The sequence below is a fragment of the Nocardioides salarius genome (genome assembly GCF_016907435.1).
GTDB lineage: Bacteria > Actinomycetota > Actinomycetes > Propionibacteriales > Nocardioidaceae > Nocardioides > Nocardioides salarius.
Map to the genome: position 1 here is coordinate 2790629 of NZ_JAFBBZ010000001.1, position 18667 is coordinate 2809295.

General features: G+C 71.2%; 12 protein-coding genes. 5 read left to right on the forward strand and 7 right to left on the reverse strand.

Translation table 11 applies throughout. The features are described 5' to 3' along the window. Positions 1 to 154 precede the first annotated feature (154 nt). The 5 genes from rpoB to JOE61_RS13465 all read left to right on the forward strand — a co-directional run bounded on the left by rpoB (position 155) and on the right by JOE61_RS13465 (position 10057). A complete protein-coding gene (gene rpoB, locus JOE61_RS13445) occupies positions 155 to 3628 on the forward strand; it encodes a DNA-directed RNA polymerase subunit beta (protein WP_193668645.1) in 3474 nt (1157 codons plus the stop codon). Between the two features lie 121 nt (positions 3629 to 3749). After that, positions 3750 to 7634, forward strand: coding sequence for a DNA-directed RNA polymerase subunit beta' (locus tag JOE61_RS13450; protein WP_193668644.1), 3885 nt, complete (start codon positions 3750 to 3752; stop codon positions 7632 to 7634). Between the two features lie 111 nt (positions 7635 to 7745). After that, positions 7746 to 7955 carry a hypothetical protein gene (locus JOE61_RS13455; RefSeq protein WP_193668643.1) on the forward strand — a complete coding sequence of 70 codons (210 nt, stop codon included), beginning with the start codon at positions 7746 to 7748 and terminating at the stop codon, positions 7953 to 7955. Between the two features lie 48 nt (positions 7956 to 8003). After that, positions 8004 to 9272: a geranylgeranyl reductase family protein gene (locus JOE61_RS13460; RefSeq protein ID WP_193668642.1), complete on the forward strand. Its 1269-nt coding sequence runs from the start codon at positions 8004 to 8006 to the stop codon at positions 9270 to 9272. Beyond that, positions 9215 to 10057, forward strand: coding sequence for a lysophospholipid acyltransferase family protein (locus JOE61_RS13465; RefSeq protein WP_193668641.1), 843 nt, complete (start codon positions 9215 to 9217; stop codon positions 10055 to 10057). Before JOE61_RS13460 ends, JOE61_RS13465 begins: the two co-directional genes overlap by 58 nt. Positions 10058 to 10079: 22 nt before the next feature. On the opposite strand, the gene JOE61_RS13470 is transcribed toward JOE61_RS13465, so the two are convergent. Genes JOE61_RS13470 through JOE61_RS13500 form a run of 7 tightly spaced genes read right to left on the reverse strand, consistent with a single transcriptional unit; the run spans position 10080 to position 18575 of the window. Next, complete coding sequence (locus JOE61_RS13470; RefSeq protein ID WP_193668640.1) at positions 10080 to 11159, reverse strand: hypothetical protein; 1080 nt, start codon at positions 11157 to 11159, stop codon at positions 10080 to 10082. Further along, positions 11156 to 12598 carry a PstS family phosphate ABC transporter substrate-binding protein gene (locus JOE61_RS13475; RefSeq protein WP_193668639.1) on the reverse strand — a complete coding sequence of 481 codons (1443 nt, stop codon included), beginning with the start codon at positions 12596 to 12598 and terminating at the stop codon, positions 11156 to 11158. Before JOE61_RS13475 ends, JOE61_RS13470 begins: the two co-directional genes overlap by 4 nt. Continuing rightward, a complete protein-coding gene (locus tag JOE61_RS13480; protein ID WP_193668638.1) occupies positions 12595 to 13782 on the reverse strand; it encodes a hypothetical protein in 1188 nt (395 codons plus the stop codon). Before JOE61_RS13480 ends, JOE61_RS13475 begins: the two co-directional genes overlap by 4 nt. Next, positions 13779 to 14483, reverse strand: coding sequence for a hypothetical protein (locus JOE61_RS13485; protein WP_193668637.1), 705 nt, complete (start codon positions 14481 to 14483; stop codon positions 13779 to 13781). The genes JOE61_RS13480 and JOE61_RS13485 overlap by 4 nt, the downstream gene beginning before the upstream one ends. Beyond that, on the reverse strand, positions 14483 to 16174 hold the full coding sequence (locus JOE61_RS13490) for a hypothetical protein (RefSeq protein ID WP_193668636.1): 1692 nt from the start codon (positions 16172 to 16174) through the stop codon (positions 14483 to 14485). The genes JOE61_RS13485 and JOE61_RS13490 overlap by 1 nt, the downstream gene beginning before the upstream one ends. Continuing rightward, complete coding sequence (locus JOE61_RS13495) at positions 16174 to 18324, reverse strand: glycosyltransferase (RefSeq protein WP_193668635.1); 2151 nt, start codon at positions 18322 to 18324, stop codon at positions 16174 to 16176. Before JOE61_RS13495 ends, JOE61_RS13490 begins: the two co-directional genes overlap by 1 nt. Beyond that, positions 18321 to 18575, reverse strand: a complete 255-nt coding sequence (locus JOE61_RS13500) for a hypothetical protein (protein WP_193668634.1) — start codon at positions 18573 to 18575, stop codon at positions 18321 to 18323. The genes JOE61_RS13495 and JOE61_RS13500 overlap by 4 nt, the downstream gene beginning before the upstream one ends. Positions 18576 to 18667: the final 92 nt, after the last annotated feature.

Genomic DNA, 18667 nt, shown 5'->3' on the forward strand with positions numbered 1-18667 from the left:
TCCATCGTCTCGGTGCGTGCAGATCTTGTCGCGCCTGTGATCTTCGGGTAACGTAGCGCTTTGCGCCTGCCCTCAAATGCCCTCAAGCCTGCCCGGTGGCTGTGTGGTGGTGGACTGGCGCCATCGATGAGCAGACCCGTCGAAGGACTCACTCTTGGCCGCGCGCTCCGCATCCGCCGTTTCTCGTGCAACCCGCCGCATCTCGTTCGCGAAGATCGCAGAACCTCTCGAGGTTCCCCAGCTCCTCTCCCTCCAGACCGACAGCTTCGACTGGCTGGTCGGCAACGACAAGTGGACCGCCGAGGTCGAGCGTCGCCGCGCCAACGGTGACGACGTCTCGGAGAAGTCCGGTCTGACCGAGATCTTCGAGGAGATCTCGCCGATCGAGGACTTCAGCGAGACCATGTCGCTCTCGTTCGAGAACCCGGTCTTCTACGACCCGAAGTACACCGTGGACGAGTGCAAGGAGAAGGACTTCACCTACTCCGCACCGCTCTACGTCTCCGCGGAGTTCACCAACAACGACACCGGTGAGATCAAGGGCCAGACGGTCTTCATGGGCGACTTCCCGCTCATGACCCCCAAGGGCACGTTCGTCATCAACGGCACCGAGCGTGTCGTGGTCTCCCAGCTGGTCCGCAGCCCGGGCGTCTACTTCGAGCGCTCGGCCGACAAGACGTCCGACAAGGACATCTACACCGCCAAGCTCATCCCCAGCCGCGGCGCCTGGCTGGAGTTCGAGATCGACAAGCGCGACCTCGTCGGCGTGCGTCTGGACCGCAAGCGCAAGCAGAACGTCACGGTGCTGCTCAAGGCCCTCGGCTGGACCAACGAGCAGATCCGCGAGGAGTTCGGCCAGTACGAGTCGATGATGCTCACGCTGGAGAAGGACCACACCGAGACGCAGAAGGACGCGCTGCTCGACATCTACCGCAAGCTGCGTCCGGGCGAGCCCCCCACCGAGGAGGCCGCCCAGACCCTGCTGAACAACTACTACTTCAACCCCAAGCGCTACGACCTGGCCAAGGTCGGTCGCTACAAGATCAACAAGAAGCTGGGCCTGACCGAGGCCTTCGACCAGCAGACGCTGACCGTCGACGACGTCGTCGCGGCGATCCGCTACATCGTCGCGCTGCACGACGGCCGCGAGGAGGTCGAGGCGCCCGCGGGCCCGCTCGACATCGCGGCCGACGACATCGACCACTTCGGCAACCGCCGCATGCGCACCGTGGGCGAGCTGATCCAGAACCAGCTGCGCACCGGCCTGGCCCGCATGGAGCGCGTGGTCCGCGAGCGGATGACGACCCAGGACGTCGAGGCCATCACGCCGCAGTCGCTGATCAACATCCGCCCGGTGGTCGCGGCGCTGAAGGAGTTCTTCGGCACCTCGCAGCTGAGCCAGTTCATGGACCAGACCAACCCGATCGCGGGCCTGACGCACAAGCGTCGCCTCTCCGCGCTGGGTCCCGGCGGTCTGTCCCGTGACCGCGCCGGCATGGAGGTCCGCGACGTGCACCCGTCGCACTACGGCCGCATGTGCCCCATCGAGACCCCTGAGGGCCCGAACATCGGCCTGATCGGCTCGCTGGCCTCCTACGGGCGGATCAACCCGTTCGGCTTCGTGGAGACGCCCTACCGCAAGGTCGTCGACGGCCAGGTCACCGACCAGATCGACTACCTGACCGCCGACGACGAGGACCGCTACGTCATCGCGCAGGCCAACGCCCAGCTCGACGACGACCTGCGCTTCGTCAACGAGCGCGTGCTGGTGCGCCAGCGCGACGGTGAGGTCTCCGAGATCCTGGCCGGCGAGATCGACTACATGGACGTCTCGCCGCGCCAGATGGTCTCGGTCGCCACCGCGCTGATCCCGTTCCTCGAGCACGACGACGCCAACCGTGCGCTGATGGGCGCGAACATGCAGCGCCAGGCCGTCCCGCTCATCAAGAGCGACAGCCCGCTGGTCGGCACCGGCATGGAGTACCGCGCCGCGGTCGACGCCGGTGACGTGGTCGTGGCCGAGAAGGCCGGTGTCGTCAAGGACGTCTCCGCCGACCTGGTCGAGACCATGAACGACGACGGCAGCTACTCCAGCTACAAGCTGGCGAAGTTCCGCCGCTCCAACCAGGGCACCTGCATCAACCAGCGCCCGCTGGTGGCCGAGGGCGACCGCCTCGAGGTCGGCAGCCCGATCGCCGACGGTCCCTGCACCGACGAGGCCGAGATGGCGCTGGGCACCAACCTGCTCGTCGCCTTCATGCCCTGGCAGGGTCACAACTACGAGGACGCGATCATCCTCTCCCAGCGCCTGGTGCAGGAGGACGTCCTCACCTCGATCCACATCGAGGAGCACGAGGTCGACGCCCGCGACACCAAGCTGGGCCCCGAGGAGATCACCCGGGACATCCCGAACATCTCCGAGGAGGGCCTGGCCGACCTCGACGAGCGCGGCATCATCCGCATCGGTGCCGAGGTCGTCACCGGCGACATCCTCGTCGGCAAGGTCACGCCCAAGGGCGAGACCGAGCTGACCCCCGAGGAGCGGCTGCTGCGCGCGATCTTCGGCGAGAAGGCGCGCGAGGTGCGCGACACCTCGATGAAGGTCCCGCACGGCGAGTCGGGCACCGTGATCGGCGTGCGCGTCTTCGACCGCGAGGACGGCGACGAGCTGCCCCCGGGCGTCAACCAGCTGGTCCGCGTCTACGTGGCCCAGAAGCGCAAGATCTCGGTGGGCGACAAGCTCGCCGGTCGCCACGGCAACAAGGGCGTCATCGCCAAGATCCTGCCGATCGAGGACATGCCGTTCATGGAGGACGGCACCCCGGTCGACGTCGTGCTCAACCCGCTGGGCGTGCCGCGACGGATGAACATCGGCCAGATCCTCGAGCTGCACCTGGGCTGGCTGGCCAAGCAGGGCTGGAACCTCGACCTCGCCGACGACACCTCGGACGCCGACTGGAAGCAGCGGCTGATGAAGATCCACGTCGACAAGGCGGAGCCGGACACCAAGGTGGCCACCCCCGTCTTCGACGGTGCGCGCGAGGACGAGATCACCGGGCTGCTCGGCTCGACGATCCCCAACCGTGACGGCGTGCGGATGATCGACGCGACCGGCAAGGCCGACCTGTTCGACGGCCGCTCCGGCGAGCCGTTCCCGGACCCGGTCTCGGTGGGCTACATGTACATCCTCAAGCTGCACCACCTCGTGGACGACAAGATCCACGCGCGCAGCACCGGCCCCTACTCGATGATCACCCAGCAGCCGCTCGGCGGCAAGGCCCAGTTCGGTGGCCAGCGCTTCGGTGAGATGGAGGTCTGGGCGATGGAGGCGTACGGCGCCGCCTACGCCCTGCAGGAGCTGCTGACGATCAAGTCCGACGACGTGCCCGGTCGCGTCAAGGTCTACGAGGCGATCGTCAAGGGCGAGAACATCCCCGACTCGGGCATCCCGGAGTCGTTCAAGGTGCTCGTCAAGGAGATGCAGTCGCTGTGCCTGAACGTGGAGGTCCTCTCCCAGGACGGCACCAGCATCGAGCTGCGCGACGCGGAGGAGGACGTCTTCCGCGCCGCTGAGGAGCTCGGCATCGACCTGTCGCGTCGCGAGCCGAGCTCGGTCGAAGAGGTGTGAGCCGGGGAACGCGCGGAGCGCCTGTTCCCCGGAACGGCTAGACAGCACGGCGCTCCGCCGTTCCCAGCTCGTCCTCCCCCCGTCTGACTTTTTTCAAGAACAATGAAGGGTTGCAGCCAAGGTGCTCGACGTTAACTTCTTCGACCAGCTTCAGATCGGCCTGGCCACCGCGGACGACATCCGCACCTGGAGCCACGGCGAGGTCAAGAAGCCGGAAACCATCAACTACCGCACGCTCAAGCCCGAGCGCGACGGTCTCTTCTGCGAGAAGATCTTCGGTCCCACCCGGGACTGGGAGTGCTACTGCGGCAAGTACAAGCGCGTGCGCTTCAAGGGCATCATCTGCGAGCGCTGCGGCGTCGAGGTGACCCGTTCCAAGGTGCGTCGCGAGCGGATGGGCCACATCGAGCTCGCCGCCCCGGTCACGCACATCTGGTACTTCAAGGGCGTGCCCAGCCGGCTGGGCTACCTCCTCGACCTGGCCCCGAAGGACCTCGAGAAGGTCATCTACTTCGCGGCCTACATGATCACCTCCGTCGACGAGGACGCCCGCCACCGCGACCTGTCCTCGCTGGAGGGCAAGGTCGGCCTGGAGCGCGAGCGTCTCGAGAAGCGTCGCGACCAGTCGCTGGAGGACCGCACCCGCAAGCTGGAGGAGGACCTCGCGGCCCTCGAGGCCGAGGGTGCCAAGGCCGACGCGCGCCGCAAGGTGCGCGACGGTGCGGAGCGCGAGATGAAGCAGCTGCGCGACCGTGCGCAGCGCGAGATCGACCGCCTCGACGAGGTGTGGAACACCTTCAAGTCCCTCAAGGTCCAGGACCTGATGGGCGACGAGATGCTCTACCGCGAGATGAAGGCCTGGTTCGGCAAGTACTTCGAGGGCCACATGGGCGCCGCGGCGATCCAGAAGCGCCTCCAGGACTTCGACATCCCGGCCGAGGTGGAGTCGCTGCGCGACACCATCGCCAACGGCAAGGGCCAGAAGAAGGTCCGCGCCCTCAAGCGCCTCAAGGTCGTCGACGCCTTCCGCAAGACCGGCAACGAGCCGCGGGGCATGGTCCTCGACGCCGTCCCGGTCATCCCGCCGGACCTGCGTCCGATGGTCCAGCTCGACGGTGGCCGCTTCGCGACCTCCGACCTCAACGACCTGTACCGCCGGGTGATCAACCGCAACAACCGGCTCAAGCGCCTGCTCGACCTGGGCGCGCCCGAGATCATCGTCAACAACGAGAAGCGGATGCTCCAGGAGGCCGTCGACTCGCTGTTCGACAACGGTCGTCGTGGTCGTCCGGTCACCGGGCCGGGCAACCGTCCGCTGAAGTCGCTGTCCGACATGCTCAAGGGCAAGCAGGGTCGCTTCCGCCAGAACCTGCTGGGCAAGCGCGTGGACTACTCGGGCCGTTCGGTCATCGTGTCGGGTCCGCAGCTCAAGCTGCACCAGTGCGGTCTGCCCAAGCAGATGGCGCTCGAGCTCTTCAAGCCCTTCGTGATGAAGCGCCTGGTCGACCTCTCGCACGCGCAGAACATCAAGTCCGCCAAGCGGATGGTCGAGCGCGCGCGCCCGGTCGTGTGGGACGTGCTCGAGGAGGTCATCACCGAGCACCCGGTGCTGCTGAACCGTGCACCCACCCTGCACCGCCTGGGCATCCAGGCCTTCGAGCCGCAGCTGATCGAGGGCAAGGCCATCCAGATCCACCCGCTGGTGTGCGGCGCGTTCAACGCCGACTTCGACGGTGACCAGATGGCGGTGCACCTGCCGCTGTCGGCCGAGGCCCAGGCCGAGGCGCGAATTCTGATGCTGTCGACGAACAACATCCTCAAGCCCTCGGACGGCCGTCCGGTGACCATGCCCTCGCAGGACATGATCATCGGCCTGTTCTGGCTGACCACCGACCGCGAGGGCGAGCCCGGCGAGGGCCGCGCGTTCTCCAGCCCGGCCGAGGCGATCATGGCCTTCGACCGCCAGGAGATCACCCTGCAGTCGAAGGTGAAGATCCGCCTCGACGACGTGGTGCCGATGGTGGACCCCGACCTCGCGGAGCAGCCGGTCCCGGCTGCGACCACGACCACGGTCGAGACCACCCTGGGTCGCGCGCTGTTCAACGAGACGCTCCCGGCCGACTACCCGTTCGTGAACTACGAGGTCGGCAAGAAGCAGCTCGGCGCGATCGTCAACGACCTCGCGGAGCGCTACACCAAGGTCGAGGTCGCCGCCTCGCTCGACGCGCTGAAGGACGCCGGCTTCCGCTGGGCGACCTTCTCGGGCGTCACCGTGTCGATCGACGACGTCACGACCCCGGCCGACAAGCTGGAGATCCTGGCGCCGTACGAGAAGCAGGCCGCCAAGGTCCAGAAGGACTTCGAGCGCGGTCTGATGACCGACGACGAGCGTCGCCAGGAGCTCGTGGAGATCTGGACCGACGCCAGCCGCAAGGTCGGCGACGCGATGGAGGAGGCGTTCGACCACGCCAACCCCATCCACATGATGGTCGCCTCGGGCGCGTCCGGAAACATGAACCAGATCCGTCAGGTCGGCGCCATGCGAGGCCTGGTGGCCAACCCGAAGGGCGAGATCATCCCGCGCCCGATCAAGGCGAACTTCCGTGAGGGCCTCTCGGTCCTGGAGTACTTCATCTCCACCCACGGTGCTCGCAAGGGTCTGGCCGACACCGCGCTGCGCACCGCCGACTCGGGCTACCTGACCCGTCGTCTGGTGGACGTCTCGCAGGACGTCATCATCCGTGAGGACGACTGCGGCACCGAGCGTGGCCTGCCCAAGCGGATCGGTGAGCGTCGTGAGGACGGCAGCGTGGTCAAGGCGGAGAACGCCGAGACCGCGGCGTACGCCCGTGCGGCGGCCACCGAGGTCACCCACCCGGAGAGCGGCGAGACCCTCGCCGTCGCCGGTGAGGACCTCGGCGACGTCAAGATCGACGAGCTCGTGGCCGCCGGCATCGAGGAGGTCAAGGTCCGCTCCGTGCTGACCTGTGACGCCAAGACCGGCACCTGCGCCAAGTGCTACGGCCGCTCGCTGGCCACCGGCAAGCTGGTCGACATCGGTGAGGCGGTCGGCATCATCGCCGCCCAGTCCATCGGTGAGCCCGGCACGCAGCTGACGATGCGTACCTTCCACACCGGTGGTGTGGCCTCCGCCGACGACATCACGCAGGGTCTGCCCCGCGTGGTCGAGCTCTTCGAGGCCCGCTCGCCCAAGGGACGCACGCCGATCGTCGAGGCGGCCGGCCGGATCGAGATCGAGGACACCGACAAGGCCCGCAAGGTCCTGGTCACCCCCGACGACGGCTCCGAGGTCCAGGAGTACCCCGTCTCGAAGCGCTCGCGCCTCAACGTCGAGGACGGCCAGCACGTCGAGGTCGGCCACCACCTGACCTCGGGCACGCCCGACCCGCAGGACGTCCTGCGGATCCTCGGTGTGCGCCGGGCCCAGGAGCACCTCGTCGACGAGGTCCAGCAGGTCTACCGCTCGCAGGGCGTGTCGATCCACGACAAGCACATCGAGATCATCGTGCGCCAGATGCTGCGTCGGGTCACCGTCATCGAGTCGGGCGACACCAACCTGCTGCCCTCCGACCTCGTGGACCGCGTGATCTTCGAGACCGAGAACCGGCGCGTGGTCTCCGAGGGCGGCAAGCCGGCCTCGGGACGTCCGGTGCTCATGGGCATCACCAAGGCCTCGCTGGCGACCGAGTCGTGGCTCTCGGCGGCCTCCTTCCAGGAGACCACCCGGGTGCTCACCGACGCGGCGATCCACGGGCGCAGCGACTCGCTGCGCGGCCTGAAGGAGAACGTGATCATCGGCAAGCTGATCCCGGCGGGTACCGGCCTCGAGCGGTACCGCAGCATCCGGGTGGAGCCGACCGAGGAGGCCCGCGCAGCGGCGTACTCCGTGACCGGTTACGACTCCTACGACTACGAGTTCGGCGGCAACGCCGGCGGCCAGGCCGTGGCCCTGGACGACTTCGACTTCGGGTCGTACCAGAGCTGACCGCTCGTCCAGCACGACGCAGCACGTAGCCAGGGCCCCTCCCCCGTCCGGGGGAGGGGCCCTGTGCCGTCCCGTGGTGGCGTGGAGGCCACCTACCGGGAGGGACACGCCATGGACGAGGACGAGCAGCCCAGCGAGGCCGAGGTCGAGCAGCTCGAGCGCGAGCGCGCCGAGCGCCTGGCCGAGGAGAACCGGCCCGAGGGGGCCGAGGTCGACAACACCGGACGCGACTTCGACCCCGAGAAGGGCATGTTCACCGACCGGGAGGACCACGCGTCGACCGGGCGCACCTACCCGCCCCTGGAGGAGCAGGACTCCTAGCACGCGGCCGGACTTGGGGGGTGCGGGCCCACCTGGGAGAATCAGGGCGTGAGCCTCCCGACCCAGACCGACGTCCTCGTCGTCGGAGCCGGACCGGCCGGGTCGGCGGCCGCCGCCTGGGCCGCGCGCGCCGGCCTCGACGTGCTGCTGCTCGACGCGGCGCTCTTCCCGCGCGACAAGACCTGCGGTGACGGGCTGACCCCGCGCGCGGTGCACGAGCTGTCGCTGCTGGGGCTCGAGGACTGGCTGCGCACGCACACCGTCAACCAGGGTCTGCGGGCCCACGGCTTCGGCCAGACGCTGCTGCTGCCCTGGCCCGGCGGCACCCTGCCCTCGTGGGGCAGCGCCGTGCCGCGCACCGAGCTCGACGACCACCTGCGCACCACCGCGATCAAGGCGGGCGCCCAGGCGCTCGACGGCGTGCGGGCCGTCGACGTCGTGCGCGAGGGCGACCGGGTGCGCGCCGTCGTGGTGGAGCGCCGCGGCCCCGGTGGACGTGACGACGTGGAGCGCTTCGAGATCGGCTGCCGCCGCCTGGTGGTGGCCGACGGGGTGCGCTCGCCGCTGGGCAAGGAGCTGGGCCGGGAGTGGCACCGCGACACGGTGTACGGCGTCGCCGGGCGCTCCTACGTCGCCTCCACCCAGTCCGACGACCCCTGGATCAGCTCCCACCTCGAGCTGCGCGGCGAGGACGGGGCGATCCTCTCCGGCTACGGCTGGATCTTCCCGCTCGGTGACGGCGAGGTGAACCTGGGCGTGGGCACCCTGGCCACCGCGAAGCGACCCGCCAGCATCGCGGTCAAGCCGCTGATGCAGTTCTACGCCGACGAGCGACGCGAGGCCTTCGGGCTCTCGGGCGAGCTGCGCGCCCCGACCTCCGCCCTGCTGCCGATGGGCGGCGCGGTCTCGGGCGTGGCCGGGCCCAACTGGGCGTTGATCGGCGACGCCGCCGGCTGCGTGAACCCGCTCAACGGCGAGGGCATCGACTACGGCCTCGAGACCGGCCGGATGGTCGCGGAGCTGATGGCCGACCTCGCTCCCGACCGCGACCGGCTGGGCACCGAGTGGCCGGCGCTGCTCTCGGCGCACTACGGCGAGGCGTTCTCGGTGGCCCGCCGGCTCGCGGGCCTGGTCACCGTGCCGCGGCTGCTGCCCGCGCTCGGCCCCGCAGGCATGCGCTCGGACTGGCTGATGACGTTGGCGCTGCGCTGGATGGGCAACCTGGTCACCGACGAGGACCGCGACCGGGCCGCGCGCGTGTGGCGCTGGGCCGGACGACGCTCGTTGGCCCTCGACGCCCGTCCTCCGTTCTCCTGAGCGGCGAGCGCACCTACGGCGCGACCGTCGGCCTGGGCCGGCTGGCGCTGCGCGCCCTGCAGGTGACCAGCCGGTGGTCGGGGGAGGAGCACCTGCCCGAGCGCGGACCGGCGCTGCTGGCCAGCAACCACGTCGCCTACCCCGACTTCCTCTTCGTCGGCCAGGCCGGCCTGGCGCGGGGCCGGCGTCTGCGCTTCCTGGCCCGCCACGACGTCTGGGACCCGCCCGTCGTGGGACGCGCGATGACCGCGATGCGCCACGTCCCCGTCGACCGCCGCGCGCCCGCGGGCGCCTACCTGGCCGCCCGGTCCCTGCTGCGGGAGGGCGAAGCCGTGTGCGCCTTCCCCGAGGCCGGCGTCTCGCACTCCTACACGGTGCGGGCGCTGATGCCCGGCGTGGCGGCGCTGGCCCGCGAGCTCGCCCTCCCGGTGGTGCCGGTGGCGGTGTGGGGCACCCAGCGGCTCTGGCCGCTGCGCCGCGAGGCCCACGAGCCGGCTCCGCGCCCGGCCCTGGCCCGGGGCCGCACGGTCGACGTCCGCTTCGGGCCCGCGCTGCACGTGGCGCCCGACGCCGACCTGTCGACGAGCACCGCCGCGCTCGGCGCGCGCCTGACGGGGCTGCTCGAGGAGCTGCAGCGCCTGCCCGAGCACCGGCCCCGACCGGGCGAGCAGGCCCGCTGGCACCCGCACCACCTGGGTGGGACGGCGCCGACGCGGGCGCAGGCGCACCGGCTCGACGAGGTGCCGCGCACCGCCGTGCGCCCGACCTGGGGACCGCTGGGCTAGGCAGCACGGCCGGCCGTCCGGGTCAGAACTCGGCCGCGGCCACCTCGCAGAGGTTGAGGTGCGGGTGCTCGGCGTCGTTGACGACGTAGTACGAGGACAGGATGAAGCGGCGGGTGTGCCCGTGGGCGGTCCACCACAGGCGCAGCATCCCGTTCTCGGGCAGGCTCACCGGAGGCACGGCGCCCAGCACCGGGTCGTGGTCGAGCGTGTCGGTCTCGACGTGGTCGTCGACCGCGCCCTCGCCCTCGATCCGCTCGTAGTAGAGGACCGCGGAGGGGTCGTCGGTGCGCAGCAGCACCTCCTGGCGACCACCGTCGCCCCCGTCGGGGGTGCAGCTGAGCTCGAGGTCGCCGAGCCCGTCGAGCGCGGTGACCTGGGTGGCGGGTGCGGCCAGCCCGTCGGCGTCGCCGTGCCAGTCGACGCCGATCGAGGTGCCGGTCACCGTCTGCAGGGTGGCCGCGATCCGGCAGGAGCGGTACTGGCGCGGGTGGTGGAAGCCGTTCCACCACCAGGTGATCTCGAGGGAGGTCGAGGGCACGCGCGCGGCGGAGGCCGCCGGCTGGTGGCGGCCGGGGCGCTGGCTGACGACCCCGTGCATGTAGCCGTTGGACCAGTTCTCGACCGGGGTGTGCTGGTTGAGCCCCTCGTGCGCGCTGCGCCCGGTGCCGCCCCGGCCGTCGTCGTCGGCCGAGGCCCAGCGGTAGACCCGCACGTTCTTGACCGCCACGGCCGGCCCGGCCTTGTCCTCGTGCTTGGCCAGCCACATCTGGGTCTCCGCCGACCGGTCGTAGGGGGTCAGCCTGACGATGGTGTTGCGCGGCTTGCAGACGAGCTTGAGGACGCCGACACCCGGGACCGGGGTGGAGCGGACCCGCCGACCCCCGTTGCGGCCGTCCCAGTCGAGCACGACCTTGCGGCGGGTGGCGTCCTCGACCCGACGGCTCGCCACCCGCTCGCCGGGAGTGGCCGAGGCGCCGCCCACCGCCGGCCGCTCGCCGGCGGCGAGCGCCGGTGGAGCGAGGGAGGCGGCCGGCAGCGCTGTCAGCGCGACCAGCAGCAGCGCCGTGGCCCTCGTGCGGACCCGCGGCGTGCGGTCGTTCACCGGGCCGGCTCCGCGGGTCGGGTCGGCGCTGCCGGCTCCTCGGTCGCGGGGGTCTCGTCGGCGGTCACCAGGTCGGGAGCCTCGCGTCCGCTGACCCAGTCCTTCTGGCGCTCGATCTCGGCCTGGGACAGGGCGACCAGCTGGGCGTCGACGGCGGCCTCGCTCGCCCGGTCGAGGTAGTGCAGCAGGAAGTCGGCCACCTCCGAGCGCTCCATCGACCGGGTCGTCGTGGTCAGCAGCAGGCGTCGGGACAGCGGGTACTCGCCACTGGTGATGGTGCGCTGCGAGGGGAAGATGCAGTTGCGCTCCCCGTCAGGGTCGGTGACCTCGAACGGGCGCAGCTGGTCCTCGAAGAGCTCGTAGTAGCTGAAGAGGAAGTAGCCCACGTGGCCCCGGGTGCGCTGCACCCGCGCCCGGGCGTCGGCCGCCGCGTCGTAGCGCGTCACCACGGCGTCCTTCTCGCGCGTCAGCACGGACAGCTCGGCCTGGGCACGGGCCAGCGCCTGCTCGGCGCGCACCACGCGCTCGCGGTCGGCGGCCTGCTGGTCGGCGGGGCGCTGGTCGCGCACCCCCTTCTCGACCTCGGCGACAGCGACCTCGACCTCGGCCCGGGCGTCGTCGACGACCTGCCGCTGCTCCTCGACGCGGCTCTTGGCCAGGTCGCGCTCCCGGGCCCGGTCGCGCAGCTTCAGCGCCAGGTCCTCGTCACGCTCCCGGCCGACGACGAAGAGCCGGGAGCCCTGGTCGGTGTCGAAGGTGCGGTAGTCGGAGCGCAGGTTGATCAACGACGGGTCCGGGGCGTCGAGCACCGTGCGCCCGAAGAACTGGAACGCGTTGTTCTCGCGGTTGGGCCCGGCGACCGCCAGCGGGACGTCGTCGTAGCCGCCGCCGAGCTGGGCCCACGAGGTCACGGGGGAGCCGGCCCGGTAGACCTCGCGGACCTGCTGGGTGCTCAGGCAGTCGCCGCCGACGTCGGTCTCGTTCTTGATGGCCACCACGACGGCGTCGGAGGCGACCTGGAGCTGCACGACGTCGAGCCCGACCGAGCGGCAGGCCTCGAGCTCGGCCGGCGCGATGGCCCGGGTGGAGTCGACGACGTCGATCTCGCCGGCACACAGCGACGCGAAGGCCGCGTCCTCGCCCCGGCTGGCCACCTGCACCTGCGTCGAGGTGCCGCTGCGGGAGAAGGCCGCGACCTCCTCGCTGGTCAGGGCGCCGTTGATGCCGTCGATCTCGACGACGCCGGCGCTCGGCGACGGCAGGGCCCGGTTGGCCTGGCGCACCCGCTGCGCCTCGGCCTGCCCGTCGCGGTAGTCGCGCGCCTGGGCGTCGGCCACCAGGTCGGTGGCGTCCTGGCCCGGCTCCTGCGAGCACCCCGCGGCCAGGACGCTCAGCGCCAGCAGCGGGACCACGGCCCGGGCACGGTGGCGGACGGTCATCGCTGCTCCTCGATCGTCGTCTGGGTGCGGGAGGACCGCGAGGTCACCAGTCCGGAGTCGTCGGAGCCCTGGGCCGGCGGGTAGCGGTAGCGCTCACCCAGCTCGACGACCTCGAAGTCGGTCAGGTCGAGGCCCTGCAGCTCGTTGCCGTCGATGAGGCCCGAGGTGACGTCGCGCTGGGCGTAGAGGGTGGGGACCTCGGCGCGGTCGACCACGATGGCGCCGTAGGTGCGCAGCGCCAGCACGATCGCGTCGGCCATCCGGCGCTGCTGGTCGCTGAGCGGGATCAGCTTGCCGGTCGCCGGGTCGCGCGGGCGCTCGGGCACCACGTCGGCCCGCAGCCGGATGCGGGCGCCCTCGGGCAGCGAGTCGGCCGACCCGTTGCCATCGGTGGAGGAGGCCGGCTGGACGAAGACGTTCTGCGCCGGGCCGGGCAGGCTGATGGCCAGGGCGTGCTCGATCAGGCCCGCCTCGAGCTCGCCGGGGCGGATCAGGCCGGCGAAGAGCGGCAGCCCCGATCCGCGGGCACTGACCTCCTGCGGGTCGCTGAAGCCGGGTCCGTCGAGGTCCCAGCGCTTCATGTAGTGGTAGGAGATCGACCCGTCGTCCTCGCGCCGGGCGCGCCACAGGTCGTAGGCGACCGACTCGGTGGTGTCGAAGACCGTGAACCAGCCGTCGTACCTCGGGTCGGGATGGATGTCGTCCGGGATGTCGAGGGTGATCTCGTCGTCGCCGTCGCCGCACTGGGACTGCCGGCACACCACGGCGGTGGGGTCGCCGCCGGCCACGACCGGCACGGTCCAGGCCTCGGTGTTGATGTAGATCGGGTCGGTGATCGTCTCGGTCTGCACCCGCACCGAGTCGCCGTCCTCCACCACGCCCTCCCGGACCTGCGCGCGCAGGATGAGCTTGTCGGAGGCGGGGTCGACCGCGGCGCCGTCGACCCGCTCGTTCCACGGCGAGTCGGCACCGAAGTGGCGCCGCTCGGCCACCACCACCCCGCCGTCGGCGCCCACCACGGTGGCCGGGCCCGAGGTGGCTCCCGCGGTGACCACGACGTCGCCGTCGGGGGAGCGGCCCGAGTCGGTGCCGTCGGAGCCGCCGCAGGCGCTGAGCCCGGCGAGCAGCCCGGTGGCGAGGCCGGCGGCGCCCAGACGGGTGCGGGTGCGGCGGGTGGTGCTCATCGTTCTCCTCCGGGAGGCGGCGGGCCGCCCAGGTCGAGGTCGGCGCCCAGGCGCGCGACCACGTCGGCGATGGCCGCCAGGCGGGCGCCCTCGTCGTCGGGCTCTGCTGGGCCGGTGCGCGCGCGGGCCGCCGTCACGATGGAGTGCGCCTCCCGCCGCGCCTGGAGCCGGAGCAGCTCTGCGTCGAGCTCGGCCTGGGCGGTGATCAGCTCGCAGCGCCGGGCGACCTCCTCCTCGACGGCCGCCAGGTGGGCCAGGGTGGCGGCGCGGGCGGCCTCGATGCGCTGCACGGCGACCCTGGCCACCTCGGCGACGTCGACGTGGAGCACCGGCTCGGGTGCTGTGCGGCGGTCCGGGTCGGGGACCGGTGCCAGACGGGGCAGGTGCGCCAGCATCGTCTCCAAGGCGTCCGGGGGGACCACCACGGGCTCCGGGTCCGGCTCCGGCTCGGGGCCGGGCTCCGGGTCCGGCTCGGGCTCGGGCTCGGGGGCAGCGTCCTGCTCCGCGGGAGGCTCGGCGTCCGCAGCGGGCTCGGGCGGAGCCTCGGACCGGGGCTCCGGCTGGGGCTCCGGCTGGGGCTCGGGCGGTGCCTCGGGCGCCAGGCGGTGGGTGAAGTCGACGCGACCGATCCGGGCGCTGCGGGCGGCAGCGAGGATGTCGTCGAGCGAGGGCGGCGGGCTCACCGCGGTGGTCGTCTCCATCAGGGGGCCTCCTCGTCCTCGGGCAGCACCGGCGGGGCGGGGTCGGGGTCGAAGCCCGGCGGCACGGCCACCAGGGTGTAGCGCTCGGTGCGGTAGACGCTGGTCAGCGCCGGGTCGTCGCCGCGGGCCGCCTCGGGGTAGCGCTTGGTGAGCAGGTCGGCGTCGCTGGTGGAGAGCAGCAGGTAGTCGACGTGCGCGACCGGGTCGGCCGCGGCCTCCTGCCAGGGCCCGTCGGAGGCGTCCACCCGGTCGAAGAACAGGTCCGGTCGACCGGTGAAGAGCATCACCGCGTAGGTCTGGGCGTTGTCGGTGAGGATCGAGCCGGTGCGCTTGACGTTGTCGCGGATGAAGGCGGCCATCGCCTGCTCGTCGACGACCCCCACGACCTGGCCGTCGAGGGTCCGGGCGCCCTCCTGGCTCTGGCCGGTCGAGACCGCGGCCGCGAAGACGGCCTCGAGGTTCTGGTGCTGGTAGCTCTTCATCGCCTGGAGCGTCCAGGGCACGCTGAGCAGCAGCCCGACCACCAGCAGCGCGCCCACCAGCGTGGCGCCGTCGCCGGCCGAGCGGGCCAGCCAGATCGCGCCCACGGTGGCCAGCAGCAGGATCGGCAGCGCGTTGCGCATCGCCATCGGGGAGTCCGAGAGGCCCAGGACCACCGCGAAGCCGGGGGAGAGGACCGCCACGGCCAGCAGCACCCCCAGCCAGAGCGCGAAGGTGTTGGCGCGGGCCAGCCCCGCGAAGACGAGCGCGGGCAGCACGACGATGGCGATCGGAGCGCCGAAGAGCACCAGCTCGCCGGTGTGGCGGGCCAGCTCGACGAAGGTGAAGCTCTCGGTCAGCGCGGTCGAGGCGTCGCTGGCCGAGGTGATCCAGGCGATCGGGTTGCCGAGCAGCAGCAGGTTGAAGACGGTCCACAGCGCGATCACGTAGACCGTCGGGGCGGCGAAGCCGATGGTGGTGCCCTCGACCTCGGTGCCGTCGGCGCCCATCCGGGCCAGGACCGCACCGATGAGCACGGCGCTGACCAGGAACCACAGCAGGCTGCTGTAGCCGGCCAGCGCGGCGACCGAGTAGGCCAGGCCCGCGATCATGACGAAGCGGATGTCGGCGGTGACGTACCAGGCGAACAGCGCGCCGAGGGCGGCGACCACGAAGCACATCCAGATGATGTGGCGCGCGCCGCCGGCGGCGTACAGGGCCAGCAGCGGGTTGGCGCCGAGCGCCAGGAGCACCGCGACCCGCAGCGGCGCCGCCACGGTGGCGCGGCGCAGCATCGTGTTGAGGACGACCATGGTGAAGGCGGCGAAGAACGCCGAGGTCAACGGCACGATGACCAGGGAGCGGGCCAGGGCCGGCACCAGCGTGAGCGGCGAGACCAGCAGCGTGGCCAGGGGCGGGTAGTCGAAGCCGAGCGCGGAGAGCTTGGCGGGGTCGTTGTGCCAGATCATCAGGGCCCGGTTGAGCCGGTCGAGGCTCTCGAAGCCCACGACGTGCTGCTGGACCACCAGCCAGTAGCCGAACCAGGCGTAGGCCAGCGAGAAGAACGCGAAGACCAGCAGGCTCTCCCACGGGCGGCGCGGCACGTCGACGGGCCGACGGCCCACCGACTGCACGATGCCGGCCAGGCGGTCGCGGTGGGCCACGACCGGGGTGCTCGGGGTGGGCGGACCCGGCTCGACGGTGAGGCTCATCAGTGCCCACCCGCCTGCGGCTCGTTGAGGCCGTGCTCGGTCTTCTCCCAGTAGAACGGGTTCGTGAAGAGCTGGATGAAGCCCTTCCAGGCGGCCCAGCTCATCAGACCCCAGTACAGCGGTGACAGCAGGGCGGTGCGGGTGATGCCGAACTCGCCGCGCTGCAGGCTGCCCGCGACGTTGAGGTAGACGAAGACGAAGTTGCCCACGAAGAGCATCGCGCTGGCGGCGTAGAAGACCAGGCCCGGGAAGAGCTGCTGGATGAATCCGGCCTGCGTGAGCACGTAGAGCGTCGTCAGGCCCCAGAAGACCGGGTTCATCAGCAGCACGAAGGCACTGCCCATGGTGAGGTTGAAGGACAGGAAGCCGCGCACCCCGGTCTGGCTCAGCAGCGCCACCGGGTTGCGCATGTGCACCAGCCAGGTCTGCATGTAGCCCTTGATCCAGCGGCTGCGCTGACGGACCCAGTTGGGCACCTGCGAGTTGGCCTCCTCCAGCGTGGTGGAGTCGATCATCGCGGTGCGGTAGCCCTCGCGGTGCAGCCGGATGCCGAGGTCGGCGTCCTCGGTGACGTTGAAGGGGTCCCAGGCGCCCAGGTCGCGCAGCACGTCGGTCTTGAAGTGGTTGGAGGTGCCGCCCAGCGGGATGGGGGACTCCGAGGCACCCATCGCCGGCAGCACCAGCTCGAAGTGCATGGAGTACTCGTTGGCGAACCAGGCCGTCAGCATGTTCTGGCCCTGGTTGAAGTAGTTGAGCTTGGCCTGCACGCACACGACGTTGCCGGGCACCCGCTCGAAGGCCTTCACGGCCTTCTTGAGCTGGTCGGGGTCCGGGCGGTCCTCGGCGTCGAAGATGACGCACAGCGACCCGGTGGACAGCTGCAGGCCGTAGTTGCAGGCCTTGGGCTTGGTCTTGGGCTGGGCGTCGGGGACCACGACCAGGTGGAAGTGGGGCGGCAGCCGCATCCCGCGGATGGTCTCGATCGTCTCGAGGTCGTCCTCCTCGCACAGCAGCTTCACGTCGAGGCGGGTGCGGGGGTAGTCGAGGGCGTTGATGTCGCGCACCAGCCGCCCGACGATCGCGGCCTCCTTGTAGAGCGGCACCAGGATCGTGTAGACGGGCAGCTGCCGCTCGTCGATCGCGGCGACCTCCTCGTCGGTGATGTCGGTCTCGAGGTGCGTGCCGAGGGCCCGCAGCGTCAGGCGGAGCTTGTAGACCGAGACCAGCAGGTAGACGACGCTGGCGATCCCGACCAGGCCGATCAGCGTGCCCATCGGCCACAGCAGCCCGCAGAGCACGGTGACGACGATCGCGATGACCAGCACGGCCTTCTGGGTCGAGGAGATGACCACGTGCGCCGAGGACTCCGGGGCGTTCTCCATCAGGTGCAGCGTCGAGACGTCGGCGTAGTGCTCGGAGTGGATGCGCTGCAGGAGCTGGTCGAGCTCGGTGCGGTTGGCCAGCAGCTGGCGCACGGGCTGGCCCAGGGCGGACTCCACGTCGCGCAGCGCCGTGCCGGCGATGGGCCGGGCCACCGCCAGCAGCACGACGCCGTCGGTCTCGGCGACGGGAGCCACCTGGAGGGTCCGGGCCAGCGGCTCGGGCAGCCGGCGGGCCACGTCGGGGTCGGGCTCGAAGTCGGCCAGGCCCACGCGCTGCATCTGGTGCAGCTCCGACAGGGCGGCCACCAGGACGTCCTCGTCGATGGCCTCGTGGGCCACCAGGATGTCGCCGAGCGGGTCGCCGGTGCGCGAGTACTCGACCATCGCACGCTGCAGCTGCTCGTCGGTGACCAGGCCGCTGCGGGTCAGCATCTGAGCCATCTGGACCCGGGCCCGGCGCGCCGCGGGGCTCTCCACGTCGCCGTCCACGGGCGGGTGGGCCGCATCGATGGCGGCCATGATCTCGTTGGCGGTGTGGCGCACCAGCAGGACCGGTGCGTCGACGCGCTCGGCCACCACGTGCTCGGTGATCCGGTCGGTCGGGTCGGCGGCGGCGACCAGCACCTGTCCGTCGACGACGGCGTAGGCCAGCACCCGGAAGGTGCGGCAGATGCCCTCGGGCAGGAGCCGGGTGAGCTCGGCGTCGACGCCGTCGCTGAGCCGGGCCGACGCGGTCTGCGTCGCTGCGCGGCTCTGGGTGGTGGTCATCGCGTGCCCGTCCCGAAGCCGTGGGCGGCCGCCTCGTCGTCGACGTGCGCGGCCGAGGCTCCGCCGCCGGCGCGCTCGCCGCGCGACCTGGTCGCCGACCAGCCGAGGAAGGCCAGCAGCAGCACGAGCAGCGGGGCGATGAGGAAGCCGATGAAGACGGCGACGAAGACCACCAGGGTCGCCACGACCCCGATCGCTGCTGCTCCCACGGACTTGCCGTTGGGTGCTGATGTCGACACCTGGAGCGCCATCGGACCTCTCCCTCCCGGCCCCGGCCTGCCGCCGACGCCGCGGCCCCGACCGGGACCGCGAACCCAACGTAGGGCGGCCGGTGCTGCGTGCT

What these genes read in the sequence shown, in the direction of transcription:
- JOE61_RS13455 (WP_193668643.1), top strand. Translation starts at nt 7,746, where the DNA reads ATGGACGAGGACGAGCAGCCCAGCGAGGCCGAGGTCGAGCAGCTCGAG.
- JOE61_RS13490 (WP_193668636.1), bottom strand. Translation starts at nt 16,174, where the DNA reads ATGAGCCTCACCGTCGAGCCGGGTCCGCCCACCCCGAGCACCCCGGTC.
- JOE61_RS13485 (WP_193668637.1), bottom strand. Translation starts at nt 14,483, where the DNA reads ATGGAGACGACCACCGCGGTGAGCCCGCCGCCCTCGCTCGACGACATC.
- JOE61_RS13475 (WP_193668639.1), bottom strand. Translation starts at nt 12,598, where the DNA reads ATGACCGTCCGCCACCGTGCCCGGGCCGTGGTCCCGCTGCTGGCGCTG.
- JOE61_RS13480 (WP_193668638.1), bottom strand. Translation starts at nt 13,782, where the DNA reads ATGAGCACCACCCGCCGCACCCGCACCCGTCTGGGCGCCGCCGGCCTC.
- JOE61_RS13495 (WP_193668635.1), bottom strand. Translation starts at nt 18,324, where the DNA reads ATGACCACCACCCAGAGCCGCGCAGCGACGCAGACCGCGTCGGCCCGG.
- JOE61_RS13500 (WP_193668634.1), bottom strand. Translation starts at nt 18,575, where the DNA reads ATGGCGCTCCAGGTGTCGACATCAGCACCCAACGGCAAGTCCGTGGGA.